Here is a 26131-nt window from a genome sequence, read left to right on the forward strand (position 1 = left end):
GCGCTCAGTAACACCTCGACGCGGCGATCGCGTGCATGCGGCTGTCGCCGAGCACATGCGCAAGGAAATCGGCCGAGAAGAGTCTGGCGAATGCTTTGTCGCGAATGCTCAGGCCTCCGGCGTAGGCCCCGAACGCTGGCATCACCGCGCGCGCGCCGTCGCTCGCGAAACAGCGCCGCTCCATCGAACGGCCGCGCGTCGAGACCCGCGCCTTGGGATGCAGGTGACCTGCGATTTCACCGAAAGCACCGGTCGGCTCATGGCGGAATACGATCTCACCCATCGCAACTTCTTCGGCGACAACGCCCCCGAGATCGGATGGCAACGCTGGATCGTGATTGCCGGAAATCCAGATCCAGTCGCGGCGCGCCTGCAAAGCGGACAACGCCTCGCGATCCTGCGCTGACAGGCGTTCATGCGCTTCGCGATCGTGAAAGCTGTCGCCGAGCGCGATCACCGTACGCGGATCGAACCGTGCGATGACCGCGGCGAGACGACCGAGCGTTGCAACCGTGTCGTATGGTGGCAGCAGCACGCCGCGGCTGCCGAAGCTCGAGCCCTTTTCAAGATGCAGGTCGGAGACGACGAGCAGGCGCTCATTTTCCCAGAACAGCGCGCCCGAGAGATCGGCCACAAAATCGACGGCCGCAACTCGCAGGGGCGAGCCGGGCAGGGCATCGTTGATGGCAAGCACGCTCAAGAGATGATCCGAATCGGAAAGAGGCTCGTCGCTTTCATAGATCATGTGAACGATCTTCCGAAAAGAGCGCGGGCCATGGAAACACGGCAAAATATATCACCGTTCCATCGCTTCCTTGACAAGGCTCTCGGCGGCTTCGGCCAGCAGTTCGTCGGACGCCTCGCCATAGACCGCCTCACGGCCGATCTCCAGCATCACCGGCACCGCGAGCGGCGAAATGTGGTCGAGCGGCTTGTGAGTGATGCGGCCCTTGATCCGCGCCAGCATATCGCTCAGGCGGCGAATATCCAGCAGTCCGGTCGCGGCATCCGCGCGCGCCGCACGCAACAAGACATGATCGGGCTGATGCTTGCGCAGCACGTCGTAGACGAGATCGGTCGAGAATAGCACTTGGCGGCGGCTCTTTTCCTCGCCAGTGAAGCGGCGCGCAATCAGCCCCGAGATGATCGCGCAACTGCGGAACGTGCGCTTCATCAGCGCGGATTCCGCAAGCCATGCCTCGAGATCGTCGCCCAGCATGTCCGGATCGAACAGCGCGCCGAGATCAAGCCGGCGCTGCTTGATCATGGCGGAGGCATCGCCGAGCATCCAGATCGCAAGCGCATACTCATTGGCGACGAAGCCGAGCGGCCGCACGCGCATCCGCTCCAGTCGCCGCGTCAAGAGCATGCCAAGCGTCTGGTGCGCGAGCCGCCCCTCGAACGGATAGCAAACAAGGTAATGCTTGTCGGCGCGCGGAAAGGTCTCGACGATCATCTCGCGCGCATGCGGCACACGCGAGAACGAAGCCTGCAGCGACAGCCATTCCCGCACCTGATCCGGCAAGCCATTCCATGCGCGCTTGTCGTCGAGCAGATTGCGAACCCGTTCGGCGAGATAGGTCGAGAGCGGAAACTTGCCGCCCATGTAGGACGGCACTTTCGGACTCTCGTCATTGGCGCGCGAGACGTAAACCTGATCTTCGACCAGCGCCTCGTAGCGCACGATCTCGCCGCCGAACACGAAGGTGTCGCCGACGACGAGGCCTTCGATAAAATATTCCTCGATCTCGCCGAGCATGCGGCCGCCGCGCGCGATCACGCCGGTCGAGCCTTTACCCCCGTTTTGGCCGCCGCGCCGCGAGCGCACCAGCTTCACCTTCAGCATCGCCTCCTCGACGATGGTGCCGACGTTGAGGCGATAACTTTGCCGCACCTTCGGATTGGCGACGCGCCAGCGGCCTTCCTTGTCCTGCCTGATGCGGGCGAAACGCTCATAGCTTTTCAGCGCATAACCGCCGGTGGCGACGAAATCGATCACGTCGTCGAAGTCGGCGCGGGTCAGCGCCGCATAGGGTGCTGCGGTCCGCACCTCGTCGTAAAGCTGATCGGCATGGAACGGCTCGCCGCAGGCGCGGCCCATAACATGCTGCGCCAGCACATCAAGTGCACCTGTGCGCAGTGGCGGCGTATCCTGCGCGTTCTCGTTCACCGCATCGATGGCGACGCGACATTCCAGCACCTCGAACCGATTGGCCGGCACCAGCACCGCGCGCGAGGCTTCATCAAGACGGTGATTGGCGCGGCCGATCCGCTGCATCAGCCGCGATGCGCCTTTCGGCGCGCCGATGTTGATGACGAGATCGACATCGCCCCAGTCGACGCCGAGATCGAGCGACGAAGTGCAGACCACGCCGCGCAAACGACCCTCCGTCATCGCCTGCTCCACCTTGCGGCGCTGCGCGACATCGAGCGAGCCGTGATGCAGCGCGATGGCGAGGCCGTCGTCGTTGATGCGCCAGAGATCCTGGAACAGCATCTCGGCCTGGCTGCGGGTGTTGACAAACACCAGCGTGGTCTTGTTGCGCTTGATGAGATCGTAAATCTCGGCCAGCGCGTGGCGCGCCGAATGCCCGGCCCACGGCAGCCGCTCGCTTGTATCGAGCATTTCCACGACCGGCGCGGCCGCACCGCCGGCCACGACGATGTCGGCGGATACGCCTTGGTCTTTGGGTTGCGGCACCAGAAACCGCGCCAGCGACTCCGGCTCCGCCACCGTCGCGGACAATCCGATCGTGCGCAACCGCGGCGCGAGCCGCCAGAGCCGCGCCAACGCGAGCGACAGCAGGTCACCGCGCTTTGAGGTCACCAGCGCATGCAATTCGTCGAGCACGACTCGCTTCAGCGAGGAAAACAGAAAAGGCGCATCGTCAGAGGCGAGCAATAGCGCCATCTGCTCCGGCGTCGTCAGCAGGATATCCGGCGGATAGCGCCGTTGCCGCTGCCGCCTCGATACCGGTGTATCGCCTGTGCGGGTCTCGACCTTGATCGGCAGCCTCATCTCGGCGATCGGCGCTTCCAAGTTGCGGGCGATATCGACCGCGAGCGCCTTCAGCGGCGAAATGTAGAGGGTGTGGAGACCTTTGGTCAGACTTCCCTCTCCCCGCGCAGGAGAAGGAAAGTCAGAAATCTCTACCAGAGTCGGCAGAAATCCGGCCAGCGTCTTGCCGGCGCCGGTGGGCGCGATCAGCAGCGTCGAACGGCCCTCGCGCGCCTTTCGCAGCAATGCCAGTTGATGCGCGCGCGGCGACCAGCCACGTGCGCCGAACCACCGCAGGAATACATCCGGCAGTACGTCGGCGAAGGCTGGCGGCAGCGGCGCGGGCTGTTCCACATCTCCACAGGTAAGCCGCTGGGCGCGCCGGGTCGAGAGGCGCGTCGGTGAATCAGGCGAATCGCGCATACCGTGCGCGCTCGGGATCAAGCGTCCCTACTGGCGCCCGAGACAACCTCAGCTGTTCAAGCATATTGAAAACGCTAGAATTTTTTAGAATCCCGGCACGGTTTCCAAGCCAGTGTGACCGCCGCACCACAGACAAATCGCGCGCCTGCGCGTACATTTCTGCGGTCATAGTCCATGGGGTCGATAATGAAAAAGATTTTGCTCGGTGTTCTGCTTGCCAGCACTGCGATGAGCGCCGCCCAGGCAGCGGATCTTGCGGCACGGCCCTACACCAAGGCTCCTGTGATGGCGGCCCCGGTCTATGACTGGACTGGATTTTATCTCGGCGTGAACGCCGGGATCGGACTCGGCCGGGACCGAACTGGGCACGATGCTCCCGGAGCTTTAGCAGATTCGACTTACCTTCAACCGCTTGGCGCGCTGGGCGGCGGCCAGATCGGCTATAACTGGCAAACCAATTCGTTCCTGGGTCCGTTGGTCCTCGGTGTCGAGGCCGATATCCAGGGCGCCGACATGAACGACAGGTACCCGAGTCTCCTCGACCCACGCTTCGTTCCCAACAACACCTATAGTCAGCAACTCGACTGGTTCGGCACGGTTCGCGGCCGCATCGGTCTCGCGACCGGTCCCGTCCTGACTTATGTTACTGCTGGCTACGCCTACGGCAATGTCAGAACCACTGTCACGGAAAACGGGGTGGCGTCGTCAGTGGGCGGCGGCCGCAGTGGCTGGACCTGGGGCAGCGGCGTGGAAGCCGCGCTGGGCGGCAACTGGACCGGCAAGATCGAATATCTTTGGCTGGACCTCGGCAACAGGACTGACGCACTGGCATTCGCCGGCGAGTCGCTTCGCAGCGAATACCGTGAAAACATCTTCCGCGTCGGCCTGAACTATCGCATCGGCGGCAACAGCAACTATACGCCCGTCGTGGTCGCGAACTGGACCGGGTTCTACCTCGGCGGCAATCTCGGCGCCGGCACCGGCCGCGACCGCAGTTCGGTGCTCGATCCCTTCAGCGGGACCAGCGAGAGCTTCAATCTCGCTCCGGACGGCATCAACGGGGGCGTCCAGGCCGGTTACAACTGGCAAGCCGGCAACTGGGTGTACGGTCTCGAAACCGACATCCATGCCTCCGCACAGGAAGACAACAAGACCTGCTTGGCGACGTGCTCCGCTACCGGCAGTCTCGCCTATGATGCCAAGCTGCCATGGTTTGGCACCGTACGCGGCCGCTTTGGCTACTCAGTCGGCTCGACCCTGTTCTACGCCACCGGCGGTTTCGCCTACGGCGGTGTGAAGACAGACATCACGGCATCGGGTGTCGGTGTTCCGACCCAGACGATTTCTCTGTCACAGACCAGGACCGGCTGGACGGCCGGCGCCGGCATCGAAACGCCCTTCACTTTCCTGAACCTGTTCGGACCGAACTGGACTGCCAAGACCGAATATCTGTATGTCGATCTCGGCAAGTCCACCAACGGCTTCGACGTCGTCGGGGCCGGGGCGGGCGTACTGACGACCGAGGTCAAGGAACACATCTTCCGCACCGGCCTGAACTATCACTTCAACACGCCGGTGGTTGCGAGATACTGATCGCAACGGATTTGAACCTTCAAAGCCCCGGCCGAAAGGCCGGGGCTTTTCTTTTACGGATGCCGAAATAATCTTCGCGTCATGCCCGATCCCCTGATCCGAATCGCCGATGAAGCCGATCTCTCCGCCGTCACCGGAATCTATGATCATGCCGTGCGTTTCGGGACCGCGACCTTCGAGCTTGTTCCGCCCGATCTCGCCGAGATGACACGGCGCTTTGCCGCGCTCCGGGACGGCGGCTTTCCTTATCTGGTCGCGGAGCTGGCGGGGGCCGTAGTCGGCTATGCCTATGCCGGTCCCTACCGGCCGCGGCCGGCCTATCGCTTCACCGTGGAGAACTCGATCTATCTGGCGCCATCCATCCATCGCCGCGGCGTCGGGATACAGTTGCTGCGCCGCCTGATCACCGAATGCGGGGCGCGCGGTTATCGCCAGATGATCGCCGTGATCGGCGACTCCGCCAATGCGGGATCGATTGGCGTGCACGCGCGCGCGGGCTTCGAGATGATCGGCACCCATCCCTCGGTTGGCCTCAAGTTCGGTCGCTGGCTCGACACGGTGATGATGCAGCTCGCGCTCGGCGACGGCAGCGCGACGATTCCCGCAAGCCACGCGGCGCACATCCCGGATTGACGGAGAAACATCTCGACGGTTCCGCTGCCTGCACCTGCGCGGCGGCCGCGAGCTCGCGCGCGAAAACGCTATAGCGCGCTACCCTACCCCCGGCTTCGGCTTCGGGTGGTCCCGCCGCGACGGGCCGCCGCACTTGCGCGCCCCGATCCGCAATTCCCATGTTCTGTGATGCCGGCCCGATATTCCGGGCGGCGGCTTGAGGAGCTCGATGAATTATTTTCGCACTGCGATCCTGCTGGCAGGCCTCACCGGCCTGTTCATGGGCGTGGGCTATCTGATCGGCGGCGCCACTGGGGCGATGATCGCGCTCGCTGTCGCGGCCGCGACCAATATCTTCGCCTACTGGAACTCCGACCGCATGGTGCTGTCGGTGTACGGCGTCACGAGGTCGACGCCGGCACCGCGCCCGACCTGCACCGGCTGGTGGCCGAACTCGCCGAGCGCGCCGGCCTGCCGATGCCGCGTGTCTTCCTGATGGACAATCCGCAGCCCAACGCCTTCGCCACCGGCCGCAATCCGGAGAACGCCGCCGTCGCTGTGACCACAGGTCTCGTGCAGTCCCTGCGCCGCGAGGAACTGGCGGGCGTGATCGCGCATGAACTCGCGCATATCAAGCATCACGACACGCTGCTGATGACGATCACGGCGACATTTGCAGGCGCGATCTCGATGCTGGCACAGTTCGGCATGTTCTTCGGCGCCGGCAACCGCGATAACAACGGGCCCGGCATCATCGGTTCGCTGGCGATGATGATCCTCGCGCCGCTCGGCGCCATGCTAGTGCAGATGGCGATCAGCCGGACCCGCGAATACGCAGCCGACGACATGGGCGCGCGCATCTGCGGCCAGCCGATGTGGCTCGCCTCGGCGCTCGCCAAGATCGACGATGCCGCGCATCAGGTGCCGAACATGGAAGCGGAGCGCGCACCGGCTACCGCGCACATGTTCATCATCAATCCGCTGTCGGGACGCGGCATGGATAATCTGTTCGCAACCCATCCCTCGACCGAAAATCGTATCGCGGCGTTGCAGAGGCTGACCTCGCAGTTCGGCGGCACCTCTACGCCGCCCGCATCGCCTCCCGGCGACTCAGGCGGTCCGTGGGGCGGACAGGGACCTTCGCGTCGCGGTCCTTGGGGCTGATGCGCTTTTCTGCACGAATAAAATAAGTCGCGCGACATGAGTTGCCGGTTCAACGGCCGCGGCCATTTCAGCTGCGGCCAATCGACCTGCATGCGTTGCCTTGTCACCATGTCCGGAATCGGCTTCGTGGGACTCTCCGCCAAGGAGATCATTCGGAAATGCTTAAGTCGATTGCGGCGCTCGCCGGAGCGATGATGTTGTTGGGCACGGCCTCTGCCCATGCGGACGCCACCATTCCTGGCAAGGACATTGCCAACACCAGGGACAATGCGCTGCTGAAGCGTTACGAAGGCTCCTTCATCGTGAGCTACGAGAAACTCGCCTTCACCGATTTCAAGGTGCCGCTGTCGAAGCTTGAAAAGGCCGGCGACGATCAGCGCGATCGCATGAACAATCAGGTGTTTAGGCCGAAGGAGGAAATCGAGGTTGAGGGCGCACGCACGCGTATTGCTTATCTGCTGCCGGTCGAACGCTCACCGCTCGAAGTGTTGCGTAACTATCAGGACGTCGTGAAGGCAGCCGGCGGCGAGATGCTCTACGCCTGCAAGGGCGAGGAGTGCGGCGGCGCGCCGGATCGTTCCAGCGATGGCGGCGGCGGCGACATGAGCCTGATGATGTACTTCTTCCATGCCGGGCAGTTGAAGGACGCCGACTTCTCCAACGGCAAGTGCGCGCTCGCGTCTAGCATCGACGGTCAGCGGTTTTTCGCTGCGAAAATTCCGCAAGACGGCGGCGACGCCTACGTCACGGTGCAGACCTTCCAGGTCAAGGACGATCTGTACTGCAAGGCGTTCAACGAACGCACAGTGGCGCTGGTCCATATCGTCGAGCCGAAGCCGCGCGAGCAGAAGATGGTGGTGGTGAAGGCCGACCAGATGGCGCGGAGCATCGGGGCTACCGGCCGCGTCGCGCTCTACGGCATCTTCTTCGACACAGCCAAGGCCGACCTCAAGCCGGAATCGAATCCGACATTGGCCGAGATCACCGGGCTGCTCAGTGCCGATCCGAAGCTCGCGGTGCTGATCGTCGGCCACACCGACAATCAGGGGGCGTTCGACTACAACCTCGACCTGTCGCGCCGCCGCGCCGAGGCCGTGGTGAAGACACTGGCGGCGAACTTCAGGATCGACCCGAGGCGGCTGCGCGCCGCCGGGGTGGGCATGATGGCGCCGGCAGCCTCGAACGACGCAGAGGACGGCCGGGCCAAGAATCGCCGGGTGGAAGTAGTCAAGCTGAACTGACGGCTACCCGTCCGCCGCATTCATAACCTGCGACGTCAGCGCGCGCTGACGTCGCCCCGAGATCGTTGACCTAAGATCGTGCGGCGAATTCGCCGCGCCGCTTCGCTGGATCCGACAATAAAGTTAGCGATCCAAGCCAGCCCAGGTCCCCGGTTCTCAACGGGCCGAAGTCGCGGGCAAACAAAGACTTGGCGCCCGCAAAAATCTTTGGAACCAAAGATTGGGGTACGGCGTTTCGTTCCGATTGTGACTTGGTATGCGGTGTCCTTGGGATCACCCCGGCAGACCGGCTACCCAACGACCCTGTCCGTTCAATGCTGGAGAAGCAAAGTGTGAGTACCGGGGCCTTCCTCGCCGGCGGCGGGGAAATGGGCGATTTGACGCGCCGGTTCGATTGGGCCGGCACATCGGTTGGCGCTCCCGATACCTGGCCCCAGAGCCTGCGCACGGCGGTCCGCATTGTGCTCAACACCAACCACCCGATGTTCATCTGGTGGGGGCCGGACCTGATCCAGTTCTATAATGACGCCTACCGCCAGACCTTGGGGCCGGAGCGGCATCCCAGTGCGCTCGGGCGGAAAGGCCGGGACTGCTGGGCCGAAATCTGGGACATCATCGGCCCTCAGATCGAACACGTCATGACGGGGCGCGGTGCGACCTGGCATGAGGATCAGCTCGTTCCGGTCACACGTCACGGCAGGCTGGAGCAGGTCTATTGGACCTACGGTTTCAGCCCGATCGACGAGGATCACGGTGTCGGCGGGGTGCTGGTGGTGTGCCGCGACGTCACGCGTGAACATCTTGCCAAGATCGCCTTGCAGGAACGAGAGACCGAACTCGCACGCGTGCAGGCGATCGGCCGGATCGGCGGCCTCGAGGTCGATCTGAGCACCGGTCATCGCAGTCGAAAATCCCCAGAGTATCTCAAGATACACGGCCTTCCGCCGGAAGCCGTCTACGAAAGTCGCGAGGACTGGCTCCACCGCGTTCATCCCGATGATCGCGTGGTCGCCGAAGGGCAATTCATCGAGGCGGTGCGAGGAGGTGATCGCGAGTATGCGGTGCGCTACCGCATCATCCGGCCGAGCGACGGCGAGACACGCTGGATTTCCGCGCGATCGGTGATCGATCGCGATGCCGACGGCAAAGCCGTCCGGCTGTTCGGCGCACACATCGATATCACCGACCAGGTCGAGGCGGAGCGCGCGATCCGTCAGCGCGAGGAGGAATTCCGCACGCTTGCGGAGGCCCTGCCGCATCACGTCTGGACCGCAACATCCGACGGCTCTTTCAACTGGTTCAATCCGCGCGTCTACGACTATGTCGGCGCGAAGCCGGGCGAACTCGGCGTCAAAATCTGGAGCAAAGTGGTCCACCCAGACGATGCAACTGCCTCGGTCGCAGCGTGGACCCGCGCGGTTACAAGCGGCCAACCCTTTGAGATCGAATACCGGCTGCGCAGCGCCGACGGCAGTTATCGCTGGTTTCTGGCACGCGCGGTACCGGCGCGCGACGAAGACGGTCGCATCACCCGCTGGATCGGTACCAACACCGACGTCCACGATCAGAAGCGGATCGCCGGCAAGCTCGCCGAACTGAATGCGACGCTCGCCGAGCGCGTCGAGGAGAAAACCCGCGAGCGCGACCGGATCTGGGACGTGTCGCAAGACTTGCTGCTGGTCACGGACCACGACGGCATCTGGCACTCCGTCAATCCTGCCTGGACGAGGACGCTCGGCTGGAGCGAGGCCCAACTGCTGGAGCGCACCGCCGAATGGATCGAGCACCCCGAAGATATCGTCAAGACCCGGGTTGAGATCCGCCGCCTTGCGCGTGGTAAGGCCACGGTGCGGTTCGAAAACCGGCTCCGTCACCAGGACGGCTCATACCGGTGGCTGTCCTGGACCGCGGTCCCGGATCAGAACCTGATCTACGCCGTGGCGCGCGACGTCACCGCCGAGAAGGCCGCGTCCGAGCGGTTGAGGGCCGCCGAGGAGGCGCTGCGTCAATCGCAGAAAATGGAAGCAGTGGGCCAATTGACCGGCGGCATCGCCCACGACTTCAACAACCTGCTCACCGGGATCGTGGGCTCGCTGGATCTGATGCAGACGCGCCTCAATCAGGGGCGGACCGATCGCGCCGGACGCTACATCGAGGCCGCGATGGCCTCGGCCAATCGCGCCGCGGCGCTGACGCACCGGCTGCTGGCATTCGCCCGCAGGCAGCCTTTGGTGCCGAAGCCCGTCGATGCCAATCAACTCATCCTCTCGCTGGAAGACTTGCTGCGCAGGACCATCGGCGAGGCCATCAACCTGGAGATCGCGCCATCCGAACGGCTGTGGCAGACGTTGTGCGATCCCAATCAGCTCGAAAGCGCGCTGCTCAATCTCGCCATCAACGCGCGGGACGCTATGCCCGGGGGCGGCAAGCTCGCGATCGCCACGACAAACACGACCGTCGGCGCCGCCGATGCCAGCTCCTCCGCACTGCAGCCGGGCGACTATATCTGCATCACCGTCGCCGACACAGGAACGGGCATGACCGCCGAGGTAGCGGCGCGGGCCTTCGATCCTTTCTTCACCACAAAACCGATCGGCCAGGGGACCGGACTCGGCCTGTCGATGATCTACGGATTCGCACGGCAATCGAACGGCCACATCACCCTCGACACCATGCCAGGACGCGGCACGTCGATCAGGCTTTGTCTGCCGCGCCATGATGGCGTCCCCGAGGCCGATCACGCTTTGCCCACCAGGGACAGGGTCGCGGCGAACGGCGAAACCGTGCTGGTCGTCGAGGATGAACCGGTCGTGCGTGGCGTCATCATCGAGATGCTGCACGATCAGGGTTATCTGACGCGCGAAGCGGCCGATGGAGCCGCGGGTTTGCGGATTCTGCAACTCGACAAGCCCATCGATCTTCTGCTGACCGACATAGGGCTGCCCGGCATGAACGGCCGCCAGCTCGCGGATCAGGCGCGGGAGCTGCGACCTGATCTGAAAGTCCTCTTCATGACCGGCTATGCCGAAAACGCCGCGAACGCCGAGGGCTTCCTTCAACCCGGCATGGACATGATCACCAAGCCGTTCGATCTCGGCCATCTGTCGCAGCGCGTGCGGGACATCATCTCCGGCTGAAGCATACCAACACAATTGATGTCATCATTGGCGTCATCCCCGCGAAACGCGAAGGACAACGATACAGCCGACGCGATATTGTTCCATAGGAAGCCGCATTTTGCAGGCGAAAACCGGCGGAACGAATACTCTTGCCGGGACTTCTCCTCCGCACATTCATGATCGGAGGAAACTTCATGATCCGTCGCGTTATTGGAACTGCCGCAATTGCGGTCGCATTGGTGCTTCCAGTGTCTGCCATCGCACAGGGCGTGCCAGGCGGCATCGAGCGGGGTGCCCGCGAGGGTGAACGGGCCGCTGGACCGGTTGGTGCCGTCGTCGGCGGCACGATCGGCGGAGTTGTTGGCGGCGTAGCCGGCGTACTCGGCGTCGATCAGCGTCCGCGCTTCCACCATTATGTGGTTGAGCAGCACCGTCCGTCCTACCACTATCGTGAGGACGTTCGCGTCGGTGCAGTTCTGCCGGAAGCCGGCGTGACCTATTATGAGGTGCCGGCCGAATACGGCGCGGCTCAGTACCGATACACTGTGGTGAACGATCGGACCGTTCTGGTTGATCCCAGGACCCACCGGATCGTCGACGTCATCGAGTAACGCTGCCGTATAATGCAGGAAGAGGCTGCCTTCGCAGGCGGCCTCTTTTCTGTTTGGCGCACGGCGTCACATCCCGCCGGTCAGGAACGGGTTGCTTTTGCGCTCGTGGCCAATGCTCGATCCCGGGCCATGTCCACAGATGAAAGCGACGTCGTCGCCGAGCGGCAGCAGCTTGTCGGTGATGGATTTAATCAGTGTGGCGTGATTGCCGCCGGGCAGATCGGTGCGGCCAATGGAGCCGTTGAAGAGAACGTCGCCGACATGCGCGAAGCCCATCTCCCTGTTGAAAAAGACTACGCTGCCCGGTGAATGGCCCGGACAATGAAGGACGTCGAATGCGAGTTCGCCGAACCTGACCTGGTCGCCCTCCTCGAGCCAGCGATCCGGCACAAAGTTGCGCATTCCGGTCATGCCGTAGCTGCGACCGCTCTCGACCACATGATCGAGCAGGAACTGGTCGGCGATATGCGGTCCCTCGATCGGGACCTTCAACGCGTCGCGCAATTCGGCGGCGCCGCCGACATGATCGATGTGACCATGCGTGAGCCAGATCTGTCTGACGGTCACACCGGCTTTTTCGATTGCAGTCCTGATGAGCGGAACATCGCCGCCGGGATCGATGACCACGGCGTCCTTGGTAGCTTCGCACCACAACAGCGTGCAATTCTGCCGAAACGGCGTCACCGGGATGATGGTGAGGCCTGCTTTCGCTTTAGTCTGGTCGTCGGGTTGGCTTTGGGTCATGCGCGCACAATGCCGATTTTTGCCGTGGCGCCAAGCGATTTGAACTGCATGGCCGGTTCCAGCTCGTGGGAGGTAAAAAACACCGACGTGGCCCACGTCCTCGTTTTTGCTATGCTCTTGTGACATGGAATCGAACGCCGCCCACATCGCCATCGTGCCTCTGCCGGATCGCCGCCAGTCGGAGACCGCGCTGGCGATTGCGCGTGGAACGGGGAGGCTTTTGCGATCGCTGGGATTTTGCTGCGTCAGCGAATTGCCGCTGCCGTCAGGCCGGCGCGCCGATCTGGTGGCGCTGAACCCGCGCGGCGAGATCTGGATCATCGAGATCAAGTCATCGGTCGAGGATCTGCGTGCCGATCAGAAGTGGCAGGATTACCGGGCGCATTGCGACCGCCTGTTCTTCGCCTTCACGCGCGATCTTCCTTGCGAGATTTTCCCCGGCGATACCGGCCTGATCGTCGCGGACGCCTATGGCGCCCATCTGCATTGCGAGGCACCGGAGCATCGCTTGCCGGCACCGACGCGCAAGGCGATGATGCTCCGTTTCGCAATGGCGGCGGCGCAGCGACTCAATCGCCTCGCCGATCCACAAGGCCATGCCGAGGGGGAGTTCTAAGCCGCGATAAGAATGCTTTTGCGAAGCTCGCACTTTCCAGGAATCAAAAGCCCCTTCGATGAAGGGGCTTTTCTCGCTCGCGATAAGCGCGGGTCAACGCGGCGCGCGTTTCGCCAGAATACGTTGCAGCGTGCGGCGATGCATATTGAGCCGCCGGGCCGTTTCCGACACGTTGCGGTTACACATTTCGTAGATGCGCTGGATGTGTTCCCATCGCACGCGATCCGCCGACATCGGATTCTGCGGCAGTTCGGACTTCTCTGTGCTGCTGGCGAGCAGCGCCGCGACCACATCGTCAGCGTCGGCGGGCTTGGACAGGTAATCGACGGCACCCATCTTCACCGCGGTCACAGCGGTCGCGATATTGCCGTAGCCGGTCAGCACGATCGCGCGAGCATCGGGCCGCTCGCGCTTCAGGGCCGACACCACGTCAAGACCGTTGCCATCGCCCAAACGCAAATCGACAACGGCAAAGGCCGGCGCTGATTTTCCGATATGGGCAAGGCCATCGGAGACGCTGTCGCATGATGTCACATTGAAGCCGCGCGTTTCCATCGCGCGCGACAGCCGTTCCAGGAACGGCTTGTCATCCTCGACGATCAGCAGCGAGCGGTCGGCTTGCGGGAAAACGTCGGGGGTAGCGTTCACGATAGTACCTCGCGCTGGGTTGCCTTTCGAATCATATGGGCGCTGAAAGCCGCGCCGCAAGCGATTGAGGCTTACGGTCGCAGCCGTTGCTGGCTAAGCCGTTGTCTCCGCGATGGTTTTCGAAGTTTCGAAGCGAACGCGCGGCCACACGATCTGAACCACCGCGCCATGCTCCGGAAAAGTCCGATTGCTGAAGGACACTCTCGCGCCCGTTCGCTCCAGCAAGGTACGGGCGATAAAGATACCGAGACCGAGACCGCTGCGGTCGCCTTGTGCATCGCCGACGTTGCGGCGGCGCGACAGGTAAGGTTCACCAATCCGCTTGAGAATGTCGGGGACGATGCCCGGGCCGTCGTCCGAAATCACGATCCCGACGGTATCGCTGTCCCACCACGCATTCACCTCGACGACGCTGCGCGCGAAGTCGACGGCGTTCTCCAGAATGTTGCCGACGCCGTAAAGGATCGCGGGGTTGCGCATGCCGACCGGCTCATGGTCGCCGGCGGCCGCAATCCGGGTCTTGATGTCGATGCCGAAGTCGCGATGTGGCGCAACGGTTTCCTCGATCAGGGTCGACAGCGGCATGCGGTCGAACGGCGCGCCGGACGACGACAGTTGCGCGATCTTGGCGAGAATGTCGCGGCAGCGCTGCGCCTGCTCGCGCACGATGCCGAGATCACCGGCGAGCCGCTGGGGATCCTGCGTGGCATTCTCCTGCAGGGCTTTTTCCAGCTCGCGCGAAATCAGGAAGATGGTCGACAGCGGCGTTCCGAGTTCATGAGCGGCGGCGGCGGCGAGGCCGTCGATCTGGGTCAGATGCTGTTCGCGGGTCAGCACCAGTTCAGTCGCCGCCAGTGCGTCGGACAACTTGCGCGCCTGCTCGGTCACCTGGAACGTGTAGAGGCTGGTGACGCCGATCGCGAGCACGATCGAGAACCAGACTCCGGCGAGATAGATCGGCGGCAGGATCAGCGGGTCATAGGGATCCCAAGGCAGCGGCAAATGCGTGAAGCCCAGGACCGTCGCGCAGGCGACCGCGAACGCACCGAGTACCATGGTCAGCCGTGTCGGCAATGCGGTGGCGGAGATCAGCACGGGCGCAAGAAACAGATACGAGAACGGATTCTGCAAACCACCGGTGAAAAACAGCAGAGCGGCCAGTTCCGTAATGTTCAGCGCAAGCAGCGCCGCCGCATGGCGCGGCTCGAGCCGCTGCATCGGATCGAAGATCACCTGCAAAGCGAGATTGAGCAGCGACGACAGCCCAACGATCGTCACGCAGGGAATGATCGGCAGGTCGAATTCCAGTCCATGCGCGACGACGAAGATCGCCGCGAGCTGCCCCAGCGCCGCGAGCCAGCGCAAACGCAAAATGGTATCCAGCCGGACGTAGCGGCGAGGATGCTGGAAATCGGAGGCGGCGACGTCGGTCATTTTCCAAAACTTAGAGCATGATCCCGAAAAGTGGGAACCGGTTTTCGGACAAAATCATGCTCAATTAAAAAGATAGGCTGGAGTCTGGCTGGACTAGACTCTAGCCGCGCGGAGGACTGACCACAAACTGCGCCAAGTGACGCGGCGGTCTCAACTTGACGTTCGTGCTGCTGCCGCCCGGCTATGTGTTACTCCCGGTCGCCGCGCTTATGCGCCGGCCGTGACAAGAGACTCGGAGGCCGCCATCGGGCTGATGTCGTTTGAGGATATGGGACGCTTGCGGATCGCTCCGATCTTCCGCGCGGGACATTGCTATGCGCCGGGGTGAACGCGGGTAGCGTTCGCGGTCTCGTGCGGGACGTTCCGCTTTGCTTGAGCGAAGCAGCACAGTTCGTACCGCGAACCATAGTGTAGCGAGATATTTCCTCCACATCCGGGTTCGCGGAAAGCATTAACCCACTATATATAGGCTGGGACTGGATTGACGCTGTACCTCGCAGCGGCCACTATGTTGCGGCGCAAAAGGGGATCGAGCAGAATGCCTATCGGTGAATTTGGACGGCCACCGGATATGCCGGCGGAAATCAGTCCGACGATGACGACGCCGATGTACTGGATGTACGAGATGGCGCAGGCGTCGCTCAATCCGGCGCGCGCCGTCACCGATGCAACAAGGATACTGTTCCAGAATCCGCTTAATCCGTGGTCGAATACCGAGTTCGGCAAAACCGTCGCCGCGGGCTGCGAACTGTTCGAGCGCACCACCCGCCGTTACGGAAAACCGGAATGGGGTCTGCACGAGACCGAGGTCAACGGCGTGCGAACGCCGATCGAGATCCGCTCGGTCTGGGAAAAACCGTTCTGCCGCCTGATCTACTTCGATCGCAAGCACATGCGTCCGCTGCGGAAGCCGCAGCCGCGCGTGCTGCTGGTCGCGCCGATGTCGGGCCACTACGCGACCTTGCTGCGCGGAACCGTCGAGGCATTCATGCCGACGCATGACGTCTATATCACCGACTGGACCGACGCCCGAATGGTGCCCGTGTCGGAAGGGCGCTTCGATCTCGAGGACTATGTCGATTACCTGATCGAGATGCTGCATGTGCTGGGCGGAAACGTCCATGTCATCGCGGTCTGCCAACCGTCGGTGCCGGTGCTGGCCGCCGTCTCGGTGATGGAGGCCGATGGCGATCCCTGTGTCCCCCTGTCCATGACACTGATGGGCGGACCAATCGATACGCGCAAGAACCCGACCACCGTCAACAACTTCGCCGCCGAGAAGGGCACTGACTGGTTCCGCAACAATGTCATCACCAGAGTGCCGTTCCCGCATCCTGGCGTGATGCGTGATGTCTATCCGGGCTTCCTGCAGCTCAACGGCTTCATCAGCATGAACTTCGATCGTCACATGGACGCGCACAAGAGTCTGTTCAAGAATCTCGTCAAGGGCGACGGTGACCTGGTCGACAAGCACCGCGATTTCTACGACGAATATCTCGCCGTGATGGATCTGACCGCTGAATACTATCTGCAGACGGTCGATCTTGTGTTCGTCAAGCACGCGCTGCCGAAGGGCGAGATGACCCACCGCGGCCGGCCTGTCGATCCCTCGAAGATCACACGCGTCGCTCTGATGACGGTGGAAGGCGAAAACGACGACATTTCCGGTCTCGGCCAGACTGAGGCAACCCACGCGCTGTGCACATCGATCCCCGACAGCCGGCGGGCGCACTACGTCCAGAAGGGCGTCGGCCACTACGGCGTGTTCAACGGTTCGCGGTTCAAGTCGGAGATCATGCCGCGCATCAACGACTTCATGCAGTCGAACGCCATGCATCCGGCGCGGGCATCGCGCTCGGCAGCCGCAGAATGAATCGCGAGCCGGCTGTTCGCATCGAGGCGCTAGCTGTGGAAGTGGATTTGACATTTGGTACCAACTCGCGCGTGTCCACGAGCCAAATGTCAAATCTAAAAACTCCACTAGAATGTAAGGTTGCTAGCGGCCTTTGATTCTAGCATTTGCAAAATCGTAAACTTGGGGGTGTGCCGATCCGGCAGCTAGGTCAAAGCGCCAAACCCGTTCAAATTCCTCGGGCGATCAGCCCGTTAGCCCTCCTTTGAAGGGATGAATCTGGTCTCATGACTTGTGAGGCTGCATCCGGTCAAATGAACCGTAAATATTTTGTTCCGACACCCATCCTGTAGGGGGAGCCACGGCTGATCCCCCTGTATATTGGGCAAATGATTTGTTTTTGCGCCGAGCGATTCGACTGGCGGCGGATATGGCAGAATCCGGACGGTACCCCCGCCTCCGGATTTACTGAAATGGCCCGCGCACTCCTTTATCGACGCCCCGCCGAACCGTCCCGGCTTCTGATCAAGCACGGTTCGCAAATCTATTCGGTGCGCTTACGCCGGCATCGCCGCGCCCGCCGCTACACTTTGCGAATCCATCCGAGCGACCGCGAGGCGATCCTGACGATGCCGCCGCGGGGAACACTCGTGGAGGCCAAGGACTTTGCGCAACGCCACGGCGGCTGGATCGCGGCGCGCCTCGGGCGCCTGCCGAAGGCGGCGCCGTTCCACCACGGCGCAGTCATTCCGCTGCGCGGCGTCGCCCACCGTATCGTGCATCGCACCGGCGAGCGCGGCACGGTGTGGGCCGAAACACGCGACAGTGGCGAGCGCATTCTCTGTGTCGCCGGCGAGCTCGACTATCTCGAGCGTCGTGTACACGATTTCCTGAAGCGGGAAGCACGGCGCGACCTGCAAAAGGCCGCGCAACGCTACGCCGATACGCTCGGCGTCAAGGTCAAGCGTCTTTCGATCCGCGACCAATCGAGTCGCTGGGGATCATGCACATCGTCGGGATCGCTGTCGTTTTCATGGCGACTCATTCTGGCGCCACCGTTCGTGCTGGACTACCTCGCCGCCCATGAGGTTGCCCACCTCGTTGAAATGAATCATTCGCCGCGATTCTGGAAGGTGGTGGCCCGTATCTGCAATCATGTCGAGCGGGCCAAGCGGTGGCTCGACGCCGAAGGCAACGATCTCCATCGCTACGGCATTCAGGACTGATCGCGGAACTGACGGAATCGCGACGACCGATTCTTAACCTCTCCCGCTTGCGGGGGAGAGCGCGCGCAGTGCTCCGATGACACGTTTCCTTCAAATGAAGAAGATAACCCCTATCGCCCGCCGAACAGCCGGTCCACGAGCCAGCCGTCCAGTCCGCTTGCGGCTTCCGGCCGGGCGTCGGACCGGACCGGCTGAGGTCGGCCGCTGACGGGCGCCGAAGCGGCGGTGGGAGCCGAAGCAGTGACGGGAGCTGGCGCGACGACCTGCCCGCCGAGTTGCGCAATATCCGGCAGGAGGCCGCCTCGCTGGGTGCCGGGGATCGGTTCGGGCCGCACGCCCTGATGCGCCGCGCGCATGAAGCGCGTCCAGATCTCTACCGGCAGGCCGCCGCCGGTGGCTTTGCGGGTCGGCCTGTTGTCATCGTTGCCGAGCCACACCCCGGTGACGAGCTTCGCCGTGTAACCGACAAACCACGCATCGCGAAAATCCTGACTGGTCCCGGTCTTGCCGGCAGCGGTCCACCCGGGAATATCGGCCTTGCGCGCGGTCCCGCTGATGATCGTTTGCTCCATCATGGTGTTCATCATGGCGACGCCGCGCGGATCGATCACCCGGCCGGATGCGTCCTGCACGCGCGCGTAGAGAAGCTTGTTACCCTCGACGGTGCGGATGCGATCGACGATATGGGGGTTAGCGGCATATCCGCCGTTGGCGAACGGCGCGTAGGCGCTGACCAGTTCCAGCGGTGACACCTCGGAGGTGCCGAGCGCGATCGAGGCGTTCGGCTCGAGCTTTGAGGTGATGCCGAGCCGGTGCGCGGTGCGGACTACGTTCGCGGCGCCGACCTCCAGTCCGAGCCGGACCGCGACGGTGTTCAGCGACATCGCGAGCGCCTGGGTCAGCGTCACAGCGCCGAAGTATTCGTGACTGTAGTTCTCCGGCCGCCAGCCCTTGACGTCGAGCGGAGCGTCCTGCCGGATCGTCTCCGGCGTGAGTCCGGCCTCGATCGCGGTGAGATAGACAAACGGCTTGAACGCGGAACCGGGCTGGCGCTTCGCCGTCACCGCGCGGTTGAACTGGCTGTCGGCGTAGTTGCGACCGCCGACCATGGCGCGGACCGCGCCGTCGGGCGTCATCGCCACCAGCGCGCCCTGGCTGACATTGAACTTGACGCTTTTCGCCGCCAGTTCGTCGATCACGGCGGCTTCCGCCACGCTCTGCAGTTTAGGATCGATGGTCGTTTCGACGACGATGCTCTGATCGACCTGGCCAACCAGATCGTCGAGCACTTCGCCGACCCAGTCCGCGACATAGTTGATGGTGCCGGCGCCGGTCGGCTTCACGGCATAGGAGGGACGGGTAGTGGCGGCGTGCGCCTGCTGCTCGGTGATGAAGTGGGCGTCGGCCATCGCCGCGAGCACGAGTTTTGCGCGGGCCTCGGCGCCTTCCGGATTGCGGTCCGGCGCCAGCCGCGACGGCGACTTGACGAGACCGGCCAGCATGGCGGCTTCGGCAAGCGTGACGTTCTTCGCGGGCTTCCCGAAATACTTCTGAGCGGCCGCTTCGACGCCATAGGCGCCGGAGCCGAAGTAGACCCGGTTGAGATAAAGTTCGAGAATCTGCGCCTTGGAATGCTTGCGCTCCAGCCAGATCGCGAGCTCGACCTCCTGGAGTTTTCGTTCAAGCGTCCGCTCCTGGGTCAGGAACAGGTTCTTGGCCAATTGCTGGGTCAGCGTCGAGCCGCCTTGCGACACCCCCCGATGCAGGACGTTGGTCACGGCCGCGCGCAGGATGCCGATCGGATCGACGCCGTAATGCGAATAGAACCGGCGGTCCTCGATCGCGATGAAGGCCTTCGGCAGATAGGGTGGCAGATCCTTGAGCGAGACGTTGCTTCCGGCCATTTCTCCGCGCGTCGCCAGCACGCTACCGTCCGCGCCGACGATCTGGATGGTCGGCGGGCGTTTTGGAATTTCGAGCGACTGGATCGGCGGCAGATGCGCGCCGACATAGACCACCACGCCGATGATGGCGATGGCCCCCCACAAAGCGAGCACGGCGCCCCAGTAGAACAGCCGGGACAGGCGGACGCTCGTCCGCTTCTTCGCCCGCCCTTTGCGATTCCGATCGGGCGACGGCTTGCGCTCGCGCGAACCGTCACTCCCCGGACCAGCGGCCTTGCGCGGTGCGGCACGTCTGGCCGGCTTGTCGTCGGCAACCGTGATGCGATCGAGCGGATTGAGGCGCAACTCCGCAAGCGAAGCGGCAAATCCGCTAAATACCGGCTCCTTGCGCCCGCCGCGCTTTTTTCGTCCCCACACCATACGCAACAACGCTCACGCCGGTCCCGCGGCACGCTAGCGTTCCCGGTTTAAGAGCCGGTTACCCGAAAGTTAACGTAAGATTAGGACGCGGGGACGGCCGCGGCGGGTGCGTTCGCGTTATGCGCTAACCGCTCGGGTCGTCGGCGATGACCGGCCCGAACAGTTCCCAGCGCTCGCCGTTGAAATGCATCATCTGCATCTGCTTGTTGACGCGGTAGTCGTCTGGCGTCGTGTTGATCCTGATACCCGGCAGCAACAGGTCGAGGCTGACGTCCTTCAGGTTGGTGGCCTGCTTCATGACGTTCGCGCGCGTGAGATCGTCGCCGCACTGCTTCAGTACCTGCACCAGCAGTTGCGCAGTGGTGTAACCATACGAATTGAAGTTCGAGTGCGGGTCACCCTCCGGATAGTACTTGGCCATGAAGGCCAAATATTTCTTCATGCCCGGATCGTCATTCCACTGCGGATCGAGCGGGTCCTTGCCGTAGTTGGTGCTGATGATGCCCTTTGAGGCCTCCAAGCCCGCCGGCTGCATGACCGCGCCAACCGAGGTCGCGTTGATATCGAGGATATGCACCGGCTTCCAACCGATCTCGAAGGTTTTCCTGATCGCCTGCGCCGCCTGCTTCGGGGTCGCAGCGCTGAACAGCAGCGTGGCGCCTGCGGCGCGAAGCTTGAGGATCTGCGAATCGACGGTCGGATCGGACACCTCATAGGCCGCTTCGGCGACGATCATCTTCGAGGCTTCGGCACCGAGGCCGGATTTCAGGCCTCTGAGGTAGTCCTTGCCGACGTCGTCGTTCTGGTAGAGCACGCCGATCTTGGCATCCGGATGGTTCTTCAGGATGTACCGGCCGTAAATCCGTCCTTCAACAAAGTAACTGGGGTTGAAGCCGATGGTCCAGGGATACGTCTTCGGATCGTTGAAGCGCGAGGCTCCGGTGGCGGCAAAGAGCTGCGGCACCTTCCTCGCGTTCAGATACTTCTGGACGGCGGCATTGGGCGGCGTTCCGATAAGCTGGAAAGTCAGCAGCACCTCGTCGCTCTCGACCAGTCTGCGAACCTGCTCGACGGTCTTCGGCGGGCTGTAGGCGTCGTCATACTGGATCAGGTTGATCTTGCGTCCGTTAACGCCGCCCTCGTCGTTGACCATCTTGACGTAGGCAGCCTGCACCTTGCCGATGGTGGCATAAGCCGAGATGGGACCGCTGAACGGGAGCGTCTGGCCGACTTTGATCTCAGTGTCGGCGACGCCAGGGCCGTATTTTTTCTGGGCGGAGGCCGACGAGACCAACAACGCGATGGCCAATGCCGACGCGGCAGCCCAACGGAGCATGCGGCTTTCCACTATCTTGCTTATCATCGTACTCACCAGATGCATGATCGTGCCCATGGTCCGGTCGAATCGCGCAGGCTGCCTCGGGTTCCAGCCTGAATGAAGGTCAGGGGTATTGCAAGGCAGTCCTGCAAGTCGGAGGCCTCAGGCGACGGGATGCTCCGTCGGACTGCCGTTGGCGAGCAGATGGACCAGCGCCCGCTTGATCGCGGCCTGCCGCGTCGGGGCGGTGATCCGGGCGCCGAGCAGATCGGTGACGTAGAACACATCGCGCGCACGCTCGCCGAATGTCGCCACGTGGGCGGACGCGATATTGAGGTTGAGCTTCGAGATTGCCGCGGTGAGCTGAAACAGCAGGCCGGGGCGGTCCAGTCCCGAAACCTCGATCACGGTATGGCGATCCGACCACTGGTTGTTGACGATGACCTCGGGTTCGACCACGAACGGCCGCAGCTTGGTCTTTCCGGCGGCACGGCGCGCCACCACGTCGGGCAAGCGCAGCCGGCCCTCGAGCACTTGCTCGATGATTTCGCCAATACGGGCGGCGCGCCGGCCCTCGTCCTCGTCGCGGTCGTATTCGCGGGAAATCGCGATGGTATCGAGCGCCTGCCCGTCGGTGGTCGTATAGATCTGCGCATCGACGATGTTGGCGCCGGCCGATGCGCACGCGCCGGCGATGATCGACAGCAGCCAGGGATGGTCTGCGGTGAGGATCGTCAGCTCGGTAACGCCGCGCACCTCGTCGAAGCCGACATTGATGTTGAGCTTCTGACCGCTCCGCTCGCTGGCGCGCAGGAAATGCGCGTGCCTGATCTTGTGCGCGAGATCGACTTTGAGCCAGTAGGCCGGATAATGCCGCGCAAGGTAGGCGTTGAGTTCCTGTTCGGACCACTCGGTGAAGGCGGCGCGGAACTCGGCCTGGGCCGCCGCGATACGCTCGACGCGATTGACCTCGGAGAAGCCGCCCGTCAGCACCGGTTCGGTCTCATAATAAAGAGTGCGCAGCAGTTGCGCCTTCCAGCCGTTCCAGACGCCGGGACCGACGCCGCGGATGTCGGCGGTGGTCAGGATCGTCAAGAGCTTCATCTGCTCAACCGACTGCATCACAGCCGCGAAATTTTCGATGGTCTTGCGGTCGGAGAGATCGCGCGACTGGGCCACTTTAGACATCGTCAGATGCTGTTCGATCAGCCATGCGACCAGTTCGGTATCAGCCGCGTTGAAACCCAGGCGCGGGCACAGCCGGCGCGCGACCCTGGCGCCCGCGATCGAATGATCCTCCGGCCGGCCCTTTGCGATGTCGTGAAGCAGGGTCGTGATGTAGATGACGGGCCGGTGTTCGGGGCGGATCTTGCGCATCAGCTCGCTCGCCAGGGCGACTTCGTCGTTGCCGCCGCGCTCGATGTCCTGAAGGATGCCGATGCAGCGGATCAGATGCTCGTCCACCGTGTAGTGGTGGTACATATTGAATTGCATCATCGAGACGATCTTGCCGAACGCGCGGATGAAATGACCGAGCACGCCGGTCTCGTTCATCCGGCGCAGCACGGTCTCCGCATCGTTCGACGTCAGGATTTCCATGAACAGCCGGTTGGCTTCCGGGTTTTCGCGAAGCTGCGCGTTGATCAGGCGCCGCGACCGCGTCACGGCCCGCATGGCGTCCGGATGGAAGGCCAGGTTGTTCTTCTGCGCGAGGCGAAACATGCGGATCAGATTGACGGGATCACGCTTGAATACGTCGGGCGCTGCAAGATTGATGCGATTGTTGTCGATAATGAAGTCATCGCTATCAGGTACCCGCCGCAGTTCCGCGCCGAGCCGTCGTCTCGACATCATGCGGCTGAGAACCGGCGCCGGCTTGGCCTGCTGGTCTTCGAGCTTCGCGCAAAGAATCGCGGTGAGGTCACCGACATCCTTGGCGGTGAGGAAGTAGTGCTTCATGAAGCGCTCGACGTCCTGCATGCCGGGATGAGACGTATATCCAAGCCGCACAGCGATCTCGCGCTGCAAGTCGAACGATAGTCGTTCCTCGGCTCTCCCGGTGGCGAAGTGCAGGTTGCAGCGTACCGACCACAGGAAATCGGCGCAGCGACGGAAGGTCCGGTACTCGCGGACATCGAACACCCCACACTCCAGCAGCTCGTGGCTTTCATGCACCCGGTAGACATATTTTGCGATCCAGAACAGCGTGTGCAGGTCGCGCAATCCCCCCTTGCCGTCCTTGACGTTGGGTTCGACGAGATAGCGTGACTGGCCGGCGCGGCGATGGCGCTCCTCGCGCTCGGCAAGTTTGGCGGTGACGAATTCCGCCGCCGTTCCCTGCACCACATCCGTGTCGAAGCGGGTGACGAGTTCGTCGTAAAGCGCCCGATCGCCGGTGAGGAACCGGGTTTCCAGAATCCCGGTGCGAACGGTCATATCGCGGCGTGCCTGCCGGATCGATTCGTTGACCGAGCGCGTCGCGTGGCCGACGTTCAGCCCCATGTCCCACAGGCAATACAATATAGCCTCGGCGACCTGTTCGCCCCACGCGGTCTGCTTGTACGGCAGAATGAACAGCAGATCGATATCAGACTCCGGCGCCATGAGACCGCGGCCATAGCCGCCGGTCGCCACCACGGCCATGCGCTCGCCATCGGATGGGATCGGGGAATGATAGAGATGACGGGTCGCGGCCGAAAAGGACAGGCGGATGATTTCGTCCTGAACGAAGCAAAGCCGTTCGGCGCAGCGCCGCCCGTGGCGGTCGCGCAGGAGCGTCGCCTGCGCTGCATCGCGCACCTTGGCGAGCTCGGCTTTCAACAACCTGGACACCGCGGAGCGGAAGACGTCCTCGTGCCCGGCGTGCTTCTCGGCCAGCGCATCGATGTCGCCGGTGATCCTGGCGGTATCGAAGTCGTCGGCGGCTCCGGCCGCGTCATTTGTCGTTGCGAGGTCCATCGCCTATCCGGATAAAGGACGCCACGCGGGCTGTCACCGGCGATTGTCGGCCGCACACGGTGGATCCATGCTTCGCGCCACCGGCTTTGAGCAACGATGTACTCCGGCCGGAGCCTCCAAAATATCTATTTTCTCGTTGACTGAGGTTTATAACTATTTGACATAAGAAAGCTTTTTTCAGCCCGGCCCAACACCTCACATACCATCAACCTCCCAGGAGAGATTACCATGTTCAAGCCCGCACGCCGCGCCGTGCTCGCCGCCCTCGCTGCAGCCGCACTTTTGCCGGCGGCGGCGTTCGCCGCTGACGCGCCGAAAGAAATTCATATCGACTGGGCAACCTATAACCCCGTGTCGATGCTGATGAAGGACAAGGGCCTGGTCGAAAAGGAATTCGCCAAGGACGGGATTACCGTGCGCTGGGTGCAGACGCTCGGTTCCAACAAGGCACTCGAGTTCCTGAACGCCGGCTCGATCGACTTCGGCTCCTCCGCCGGTGCCGCAGCGCTGGTGGCGAAGATCAATGGCAATCCGATCAAATCGATCTACGTCTATTCGAAGCCGGAATGGACGGCGCTCGTCACCAGCAAGGATTCGCCGATCAAGACGGTGACCGATCTCAAGGGCAAGCGCGTCGCGGTCACACGCGGCACCGATCCGCACATCTTCCTCGTGCGCGCCCTTCAGAAGTTCGGCATGACCGAAAAAGACATCGTGCCGGTGCTGCTGCAGCATCCGGACGGCAAGACCGCGCTGATCCGCGGTGACGTCGAAGCCTGGGCCGGCCTCGATCCCATGATGGCGCAGGCGGAATTGCAGGACGGCGCGCGGCTGTTTTACCGCGATGCCGATGCCAACAGCTACGGTATCCTCAATGTGCGGGAAGAGTTTCTGAAAAAATATCCCGAGATCACGCAGCGCGTGCTCGCCGTCTATGAGACCGCGCGGAGATATGCGGTCGCCCATCCCGAAGAGCTGGAAGCAAGTTTCATCGCCGCCACCAAGCTGCCCAAGGACGTGGTCGAGAAGCAGTTGCGTGAGCGCACTGACATCTCGAACGGCAAGATCGGCAAGACCCAGCACGACACCATTCTCGCGGCCGGCCTGGCGCTTCAGCAGGCCGGCGTGCTCGATGCCAAGGTCGATGTGAAGGCCGCGCTCGACAACCTGATCGACGATCAGATCCCGCTGCCTACCAACTGATCGGTCGGCTCGTCCCGAACAGGCGAGGGCCAGTGCGCCGGCCCTCG

General features: G+C 62.9%; 17 protein-coding genes and 1 pseudogene. 10 read left to right on the forward strand and 8 right to left on the reverse strand.

Annotation, left to right across the window (positions count from 1 at the left end; genetic code table 11):
• Positions 1-4: 4 nt before the first annotated feature.
• On the reverse strand, positions 5-745 hold the full coding sequence (gene pdeM / locus ACSZOQ_RS17090) for a ligase-associated DNA damage response endonuclease PdeM (RefSeq protein ID WP_439923603.1): 741 nt from the start codon (positions 743-745) through the stop codon (positions 5-7).
• Positions 746-796: 51 nt separating this feature from the next.
• Positions 797-3421: a ligase-associated DNA damage response DEXH box helicase gene (locus ACSZOQ_RS17095; RefSeq protein ID WP_439923604.1), complete on the reverse strand. Its 2625-nt coding sequence runs from the start codon at positions 3419-3421 to the stop codon at positions 797-799.
• Between the two features lie 186 nt (positions 3422-3607).
• Between ACSZOQ_RS17095 and ACSZOQ_RS17100 the strand changes: the two genes are divergently transcribed.
• The 6 genes and pseudogenes from ACSZOQ_RS17100 (at position 3608) to ACSZOQ_RS17125 (ending at position 11761) form a co-directional block, all read left to right on the forward strand.
• Positions 3608-5014: an outer membrane protein gene (locus ACSZOQ_RS17100; protein WP_439923605.1), complete on the forward strand. Its 1407-nt coding sequence runs from the start codon at positions 3608-3610 to the stop codon at positions 5012-5014.
• Between the two features lie 81 nt (positions 5015-5095).
• Positions 5096-5647, forward strand: coding sequence for an N-acetyltransferase family protein (locus tag ACSZOQ_RS17105; RefSeq protein ID WP_439923606.1), 552 nt, complete (start codon positions 5096-5098; stop codon positions 5645-5647).
• A 208-nt stretch (positions 5648-5855) separates the two neighbouring features.
• Positions 5856-6790, forward strand: a pseudogene (gene htpX / locus ACSZOQ_RS17110) (zinc metalloprotease HtpX).
• A gap of 158 nt (positions 6791-6948) precedes the next feature.
• The gene (locus ACSZOQ_RS17115; protein WP_439923607.1) at positions 6949-8031 is read left to right on the forward strand and encodes a DUF4892 domain-containing protein; all 1083 of its coding nucleotides are present in this window, start codon (positions 6949-6951) and stop codon (positions 8029-8031) included.
• Positions 8032-8345: 314 nt separating this feature from the next.
• Positions 8346-11168, forward strand: coding sequence for a PAS domain-containing protein (locus ACSZOQ_RS17120; RefSeq protein ID WP_439923609.1), 2823 nt, complete (start codon positions 8346-8348; stop codon positions 11166-11168).
• 176 nt (positions 11169-11344) lie between these two features.
• Complete coding sequence (locus ACSZOQ_RS17125) at positions 11345-11761, forward strand: DUF1236 domain-containing protein (RefSeq protein ID WP_439923610.1); 417 nt, start codon at positions 11345-11347, stop codon at positions 11759-11761.
• A 66-nt stretch (positions 11762-11827) separates the two neighbouring features.
• Here ACSZOQ_RS17125 and ACSZOQ_RS17130 read toward each other — a convergent pair whose 3' ends face one another.
• Positions 11828-12505: an MBL fold metallo-hydrolase gene (locus tag ACSZOQ_RS17130; RefSeq protein ID WP_439923611.1), complete on the reverse strand. Its 678-nt coding sequence runs from the start codon at positions 12503-12505 to the stop codon at positions 11828-11830.
• Between the two features lie 124 nt (positions 12506-12629).
• Here ACSZOQ_RS17130 and ACSZOQ_RS17135 point away from each other — a divergent pair, with 124 nt between their 5' ends.
• The gene (locus ACSZOQ_RS17135) at positions 12630-13121 is read left to right on the forward strand and encodes an MmcB family DNA repair protein (RefSeq protein WP_439923612.1); all 492 of its coding nucleotides are present in this window, start codon (positions 12630-12632) and stop codon (positions 13119-13121) included.
• 93 nt (positions 13122-13214) lie between these two features.
• Here the strand turns inward: ACSZOQ_RS17135 and ACSZOQ_RS17140 are convergent, their stop codons facing one another.
• Both ACSZOQ_RS17140 and ACSZOQ_RS17145 read right to left on the reverse strand, forming a co-directional pair.
• A complete protein-coding gene (locus tag ACSZOQ_RS17140; RefSeq protein ID WP_439923613.1) occupies positions 13215-13769 on the reverse strand; it encodes an ActR/PrrA/RegA family redox response regulator transcription factor in 555 nt (184 codons plus the stop codon).
• A gap of 93 nt (positions 13770-13862) precedes the next feature.
• A complete protein-coding gene (locus ACSZOQ_RS17145; protein WP_439923614.1) occupies positions 13863-15203 on the reverse strand; it encodes an ActS/PrrB/RegB family redox-sensitive histidine kinase in 1341 nt (446 codons plus the stop codon).
• Positions 15204-15741: 538 nt separating this feature from the next.
• On the opposite strand from ACSZOQ_RS17145, the gene ACSZOQ_RS17150 reads away from it, so the two are divergent.
• Together ACSZOQ_RS17150 and ACSZOQ_RS17155 are read left to right on the forward strand one after the other, a co-directional pair.
• On the forward strand, positions 15742-17076 hold the full coding sequence (locus tag ACSZOQ_RS17150; RefSeq protein WP_439923615.1) for a polyhydroxyalkanoate depolymerase: 1335 nt from the start codon (positions 15742-15744) through the stop codon (positions 17074-17076).
• A gap of 368 nt (positions 17077-17444) precedes the next feature.
• Positions 17445-18281 (forward strand): M48 family metallopeptidase, encoded by an 837-nt coding sequence (locus ACSZOQ_RS17155; RefSeq protein ID WP_439923616.1) that lies wholly within the window; start codon positions 17445-17447, stop codon positions 18279-18281.
• Between the two features lie 110 nt (positions 18282-18391).
• Here ACSZOQ_RS17155 and ACSZOQ_RS17160 read toward each other — a convergent pair whose 3' ends face one another.
• The 3 genes from ACSZOQ_RS17160 to ACSZOQ_RS17170 all read right to left on the reverse strand — a co-directional run bounded on the left by ACSZOQ_RS17160 (position 18392) and on the right by ACSZOQ_RS17170 (position 24881).
• Positions 18392-20605 (reverse strand): transglycosylase domain-containing protein, encoded by a 2214-nt coding sequence (locus ACSZOQ_RS17160; protein ID WP_439923617.1) that lies wholly within the window; start codon positions 20603-20605, stop codon positions 18392-18394.
• A gap of 124 nt (positions 20606-20729) precedes the next feature.
• Entirely contained in the window at positions 20730-21941 is a 1212-nt protein-coding gene (locus tag ACSZOQ_RS17165) for an ABC transporter substrate-binding protein (protein ID WP_439923618.1), read from the reverse strand.
• Positions 21942-22085: 144 nt separating this feature from the next.
• Positions 22086-24881: a [protein-PII] uridylyltransferase gene (locus ACSZOQ_RS17170; RefSeq protein WP_439923619.1), complete on the reverse strand. Its 2796-nt coding sequence runs from the start codon at positions 24879-24881 to the stop codon at positions 22086-22088.
• Between the two features lie 228 nt (positions 24882-25109).
• On the opposite strand from ACSZOQ_RS17170, the gene ACSZOQ_RS17175 reads away from it, so the two are divergent.
• Positions 25110-26084 carry an aliphatic sulfonate ABC transporter substrate-binding protein gene (locus ACSZOQ_RS17175; protein WP_439923620.1) on the forward strand — a complete coding sequence of 325 codons (975 nt, stop codon included), beginning with the start codon at positions 25110-25112 and terminating at the stop codon, positions 26082-26084.
• Positions 26085-26131: the final 47 nt, after the last annotated feature.

Origin of the sequence: Nitrobacter sp. JJSN, from assembly GCF_051912485.1 — a bacterium.
Lineage (GTDB): Bacteria > Pseudomonadota > Alphaproteobacteria > Rhizobiales > Xanthobacteraceae > Nitrobacter.

Coding starts and splice junctions, on each gene's coding strand:
- ACSZOQ_RS17145 (WP_439923614.1), bottom strand. CDS start 15,203: ATGACCGACGTCGCCGCCTCCGATTTCCAGCATCCTCGCCGCTACGTC.
- ACSZOQ_RS17095 (WP_439923604.1), bottom strand. CDS start 3,421: ATGCGCGATTCGCCTGATTCACCGACGCGCCTCTCGACCCGGCGCGCC.
- ACSZOQ_RS17160 (WP_439923617.1), bottom strand. CDS start 20,605: ATGGTGTGGGGACGAAAAAAGCGCGGCGGGCGCAAGGAGCCGGTATTT.
- ACSZOQ_RS17120 (WP_439923609.1), top strand. CDS start 8,346: ATGCTGGAGAAGCAAAGTGTGAGTACCGGGGCCTTCCTCGCCGGCGGC.
- ACSZOQ_RS17135 (WP_439923612.1), top strand. CDS start 12,630: ATGGAATCGAACGCCGCCCACATCGCCATCGTGCCTCTGCCGGATCGC.
- ACSZOQ_RS17150 (WP_439923615.1), top strand. CDS start 15,742: ATGCCTATCGGTGAATTTGGACGGCCACCGGATATGCCGGCGGAAATC.
- ACSZOQ_RS17165 (WP_439923618.1), bottom strand. CDS start 21,941: ATGCTCCGTTGGGCTGCCGCGTCGGCATTGGCCATCGCGTTGTTGGTC.
- ACSZOQ_RS17100 (WP_439923605.1), top strand. CDS start 3,608: ATGAAAAAGATTTTGCTCGGTGTTCTGCTTGCCAGCACTGCGATGAGC.
- ACSZOQ_RS17170 (WP_439923619.1), bottom strand. CDS start 24,881: ATGGACCTCGCAACGACAAATGACGCGGCCGGAGCCGCCGACGACTTC.
- ACSZOQ_RS17115 (WP_439923607.1), top strand. CDS start 6,949: ATGCTTAAGTCGATTGCGGCGCTCGCCGGAGCGATGATGTTGTTGGGC.
- ACSZOQ_RS17105 (WP_439923606.1), top strand. CDS start 5,096: ATGCCCGATCCCCTGATCCGAATCGCCGATGAAGCCGATCTCTCCGCC.
- ACSZOQ_RS17155 (WP_439923616.1), top strand. CDS start 17,445: ATGATTTGTTTTTGCGCCGAGCGATTCGACTGGCGGCGGATATGGCAG.
- ACSZOQ_RS17125 (WP_439923610.1), top strand. CDS start 11,345: ATGATCCGTCGCGTTATTGGAACTGCCGCAATTGCGGTCGCATTGGTG.
- ACSZOQ_RS17130 (WP_439923611.1), bottom strand. CDS start 12,505: ATGACCCAAAGCCAACCCGACGACCAGACTAAAGCGAAAGCAGGCCTC.
- ACSZOQ_RS17175 (WP_439923620.1), top strand. CDS start 25,110: ATGTTCAAGCCCGCACGCCGCGCCGTGCTCGCCGCCCTCGCTGCAGCC.
- pdeM (WP_439923603.1), bottom strand. CDS start 745: ATGATCTATGAAAGCGACGAGCCTCTTTCCGATTCGGATCATCTCTTG.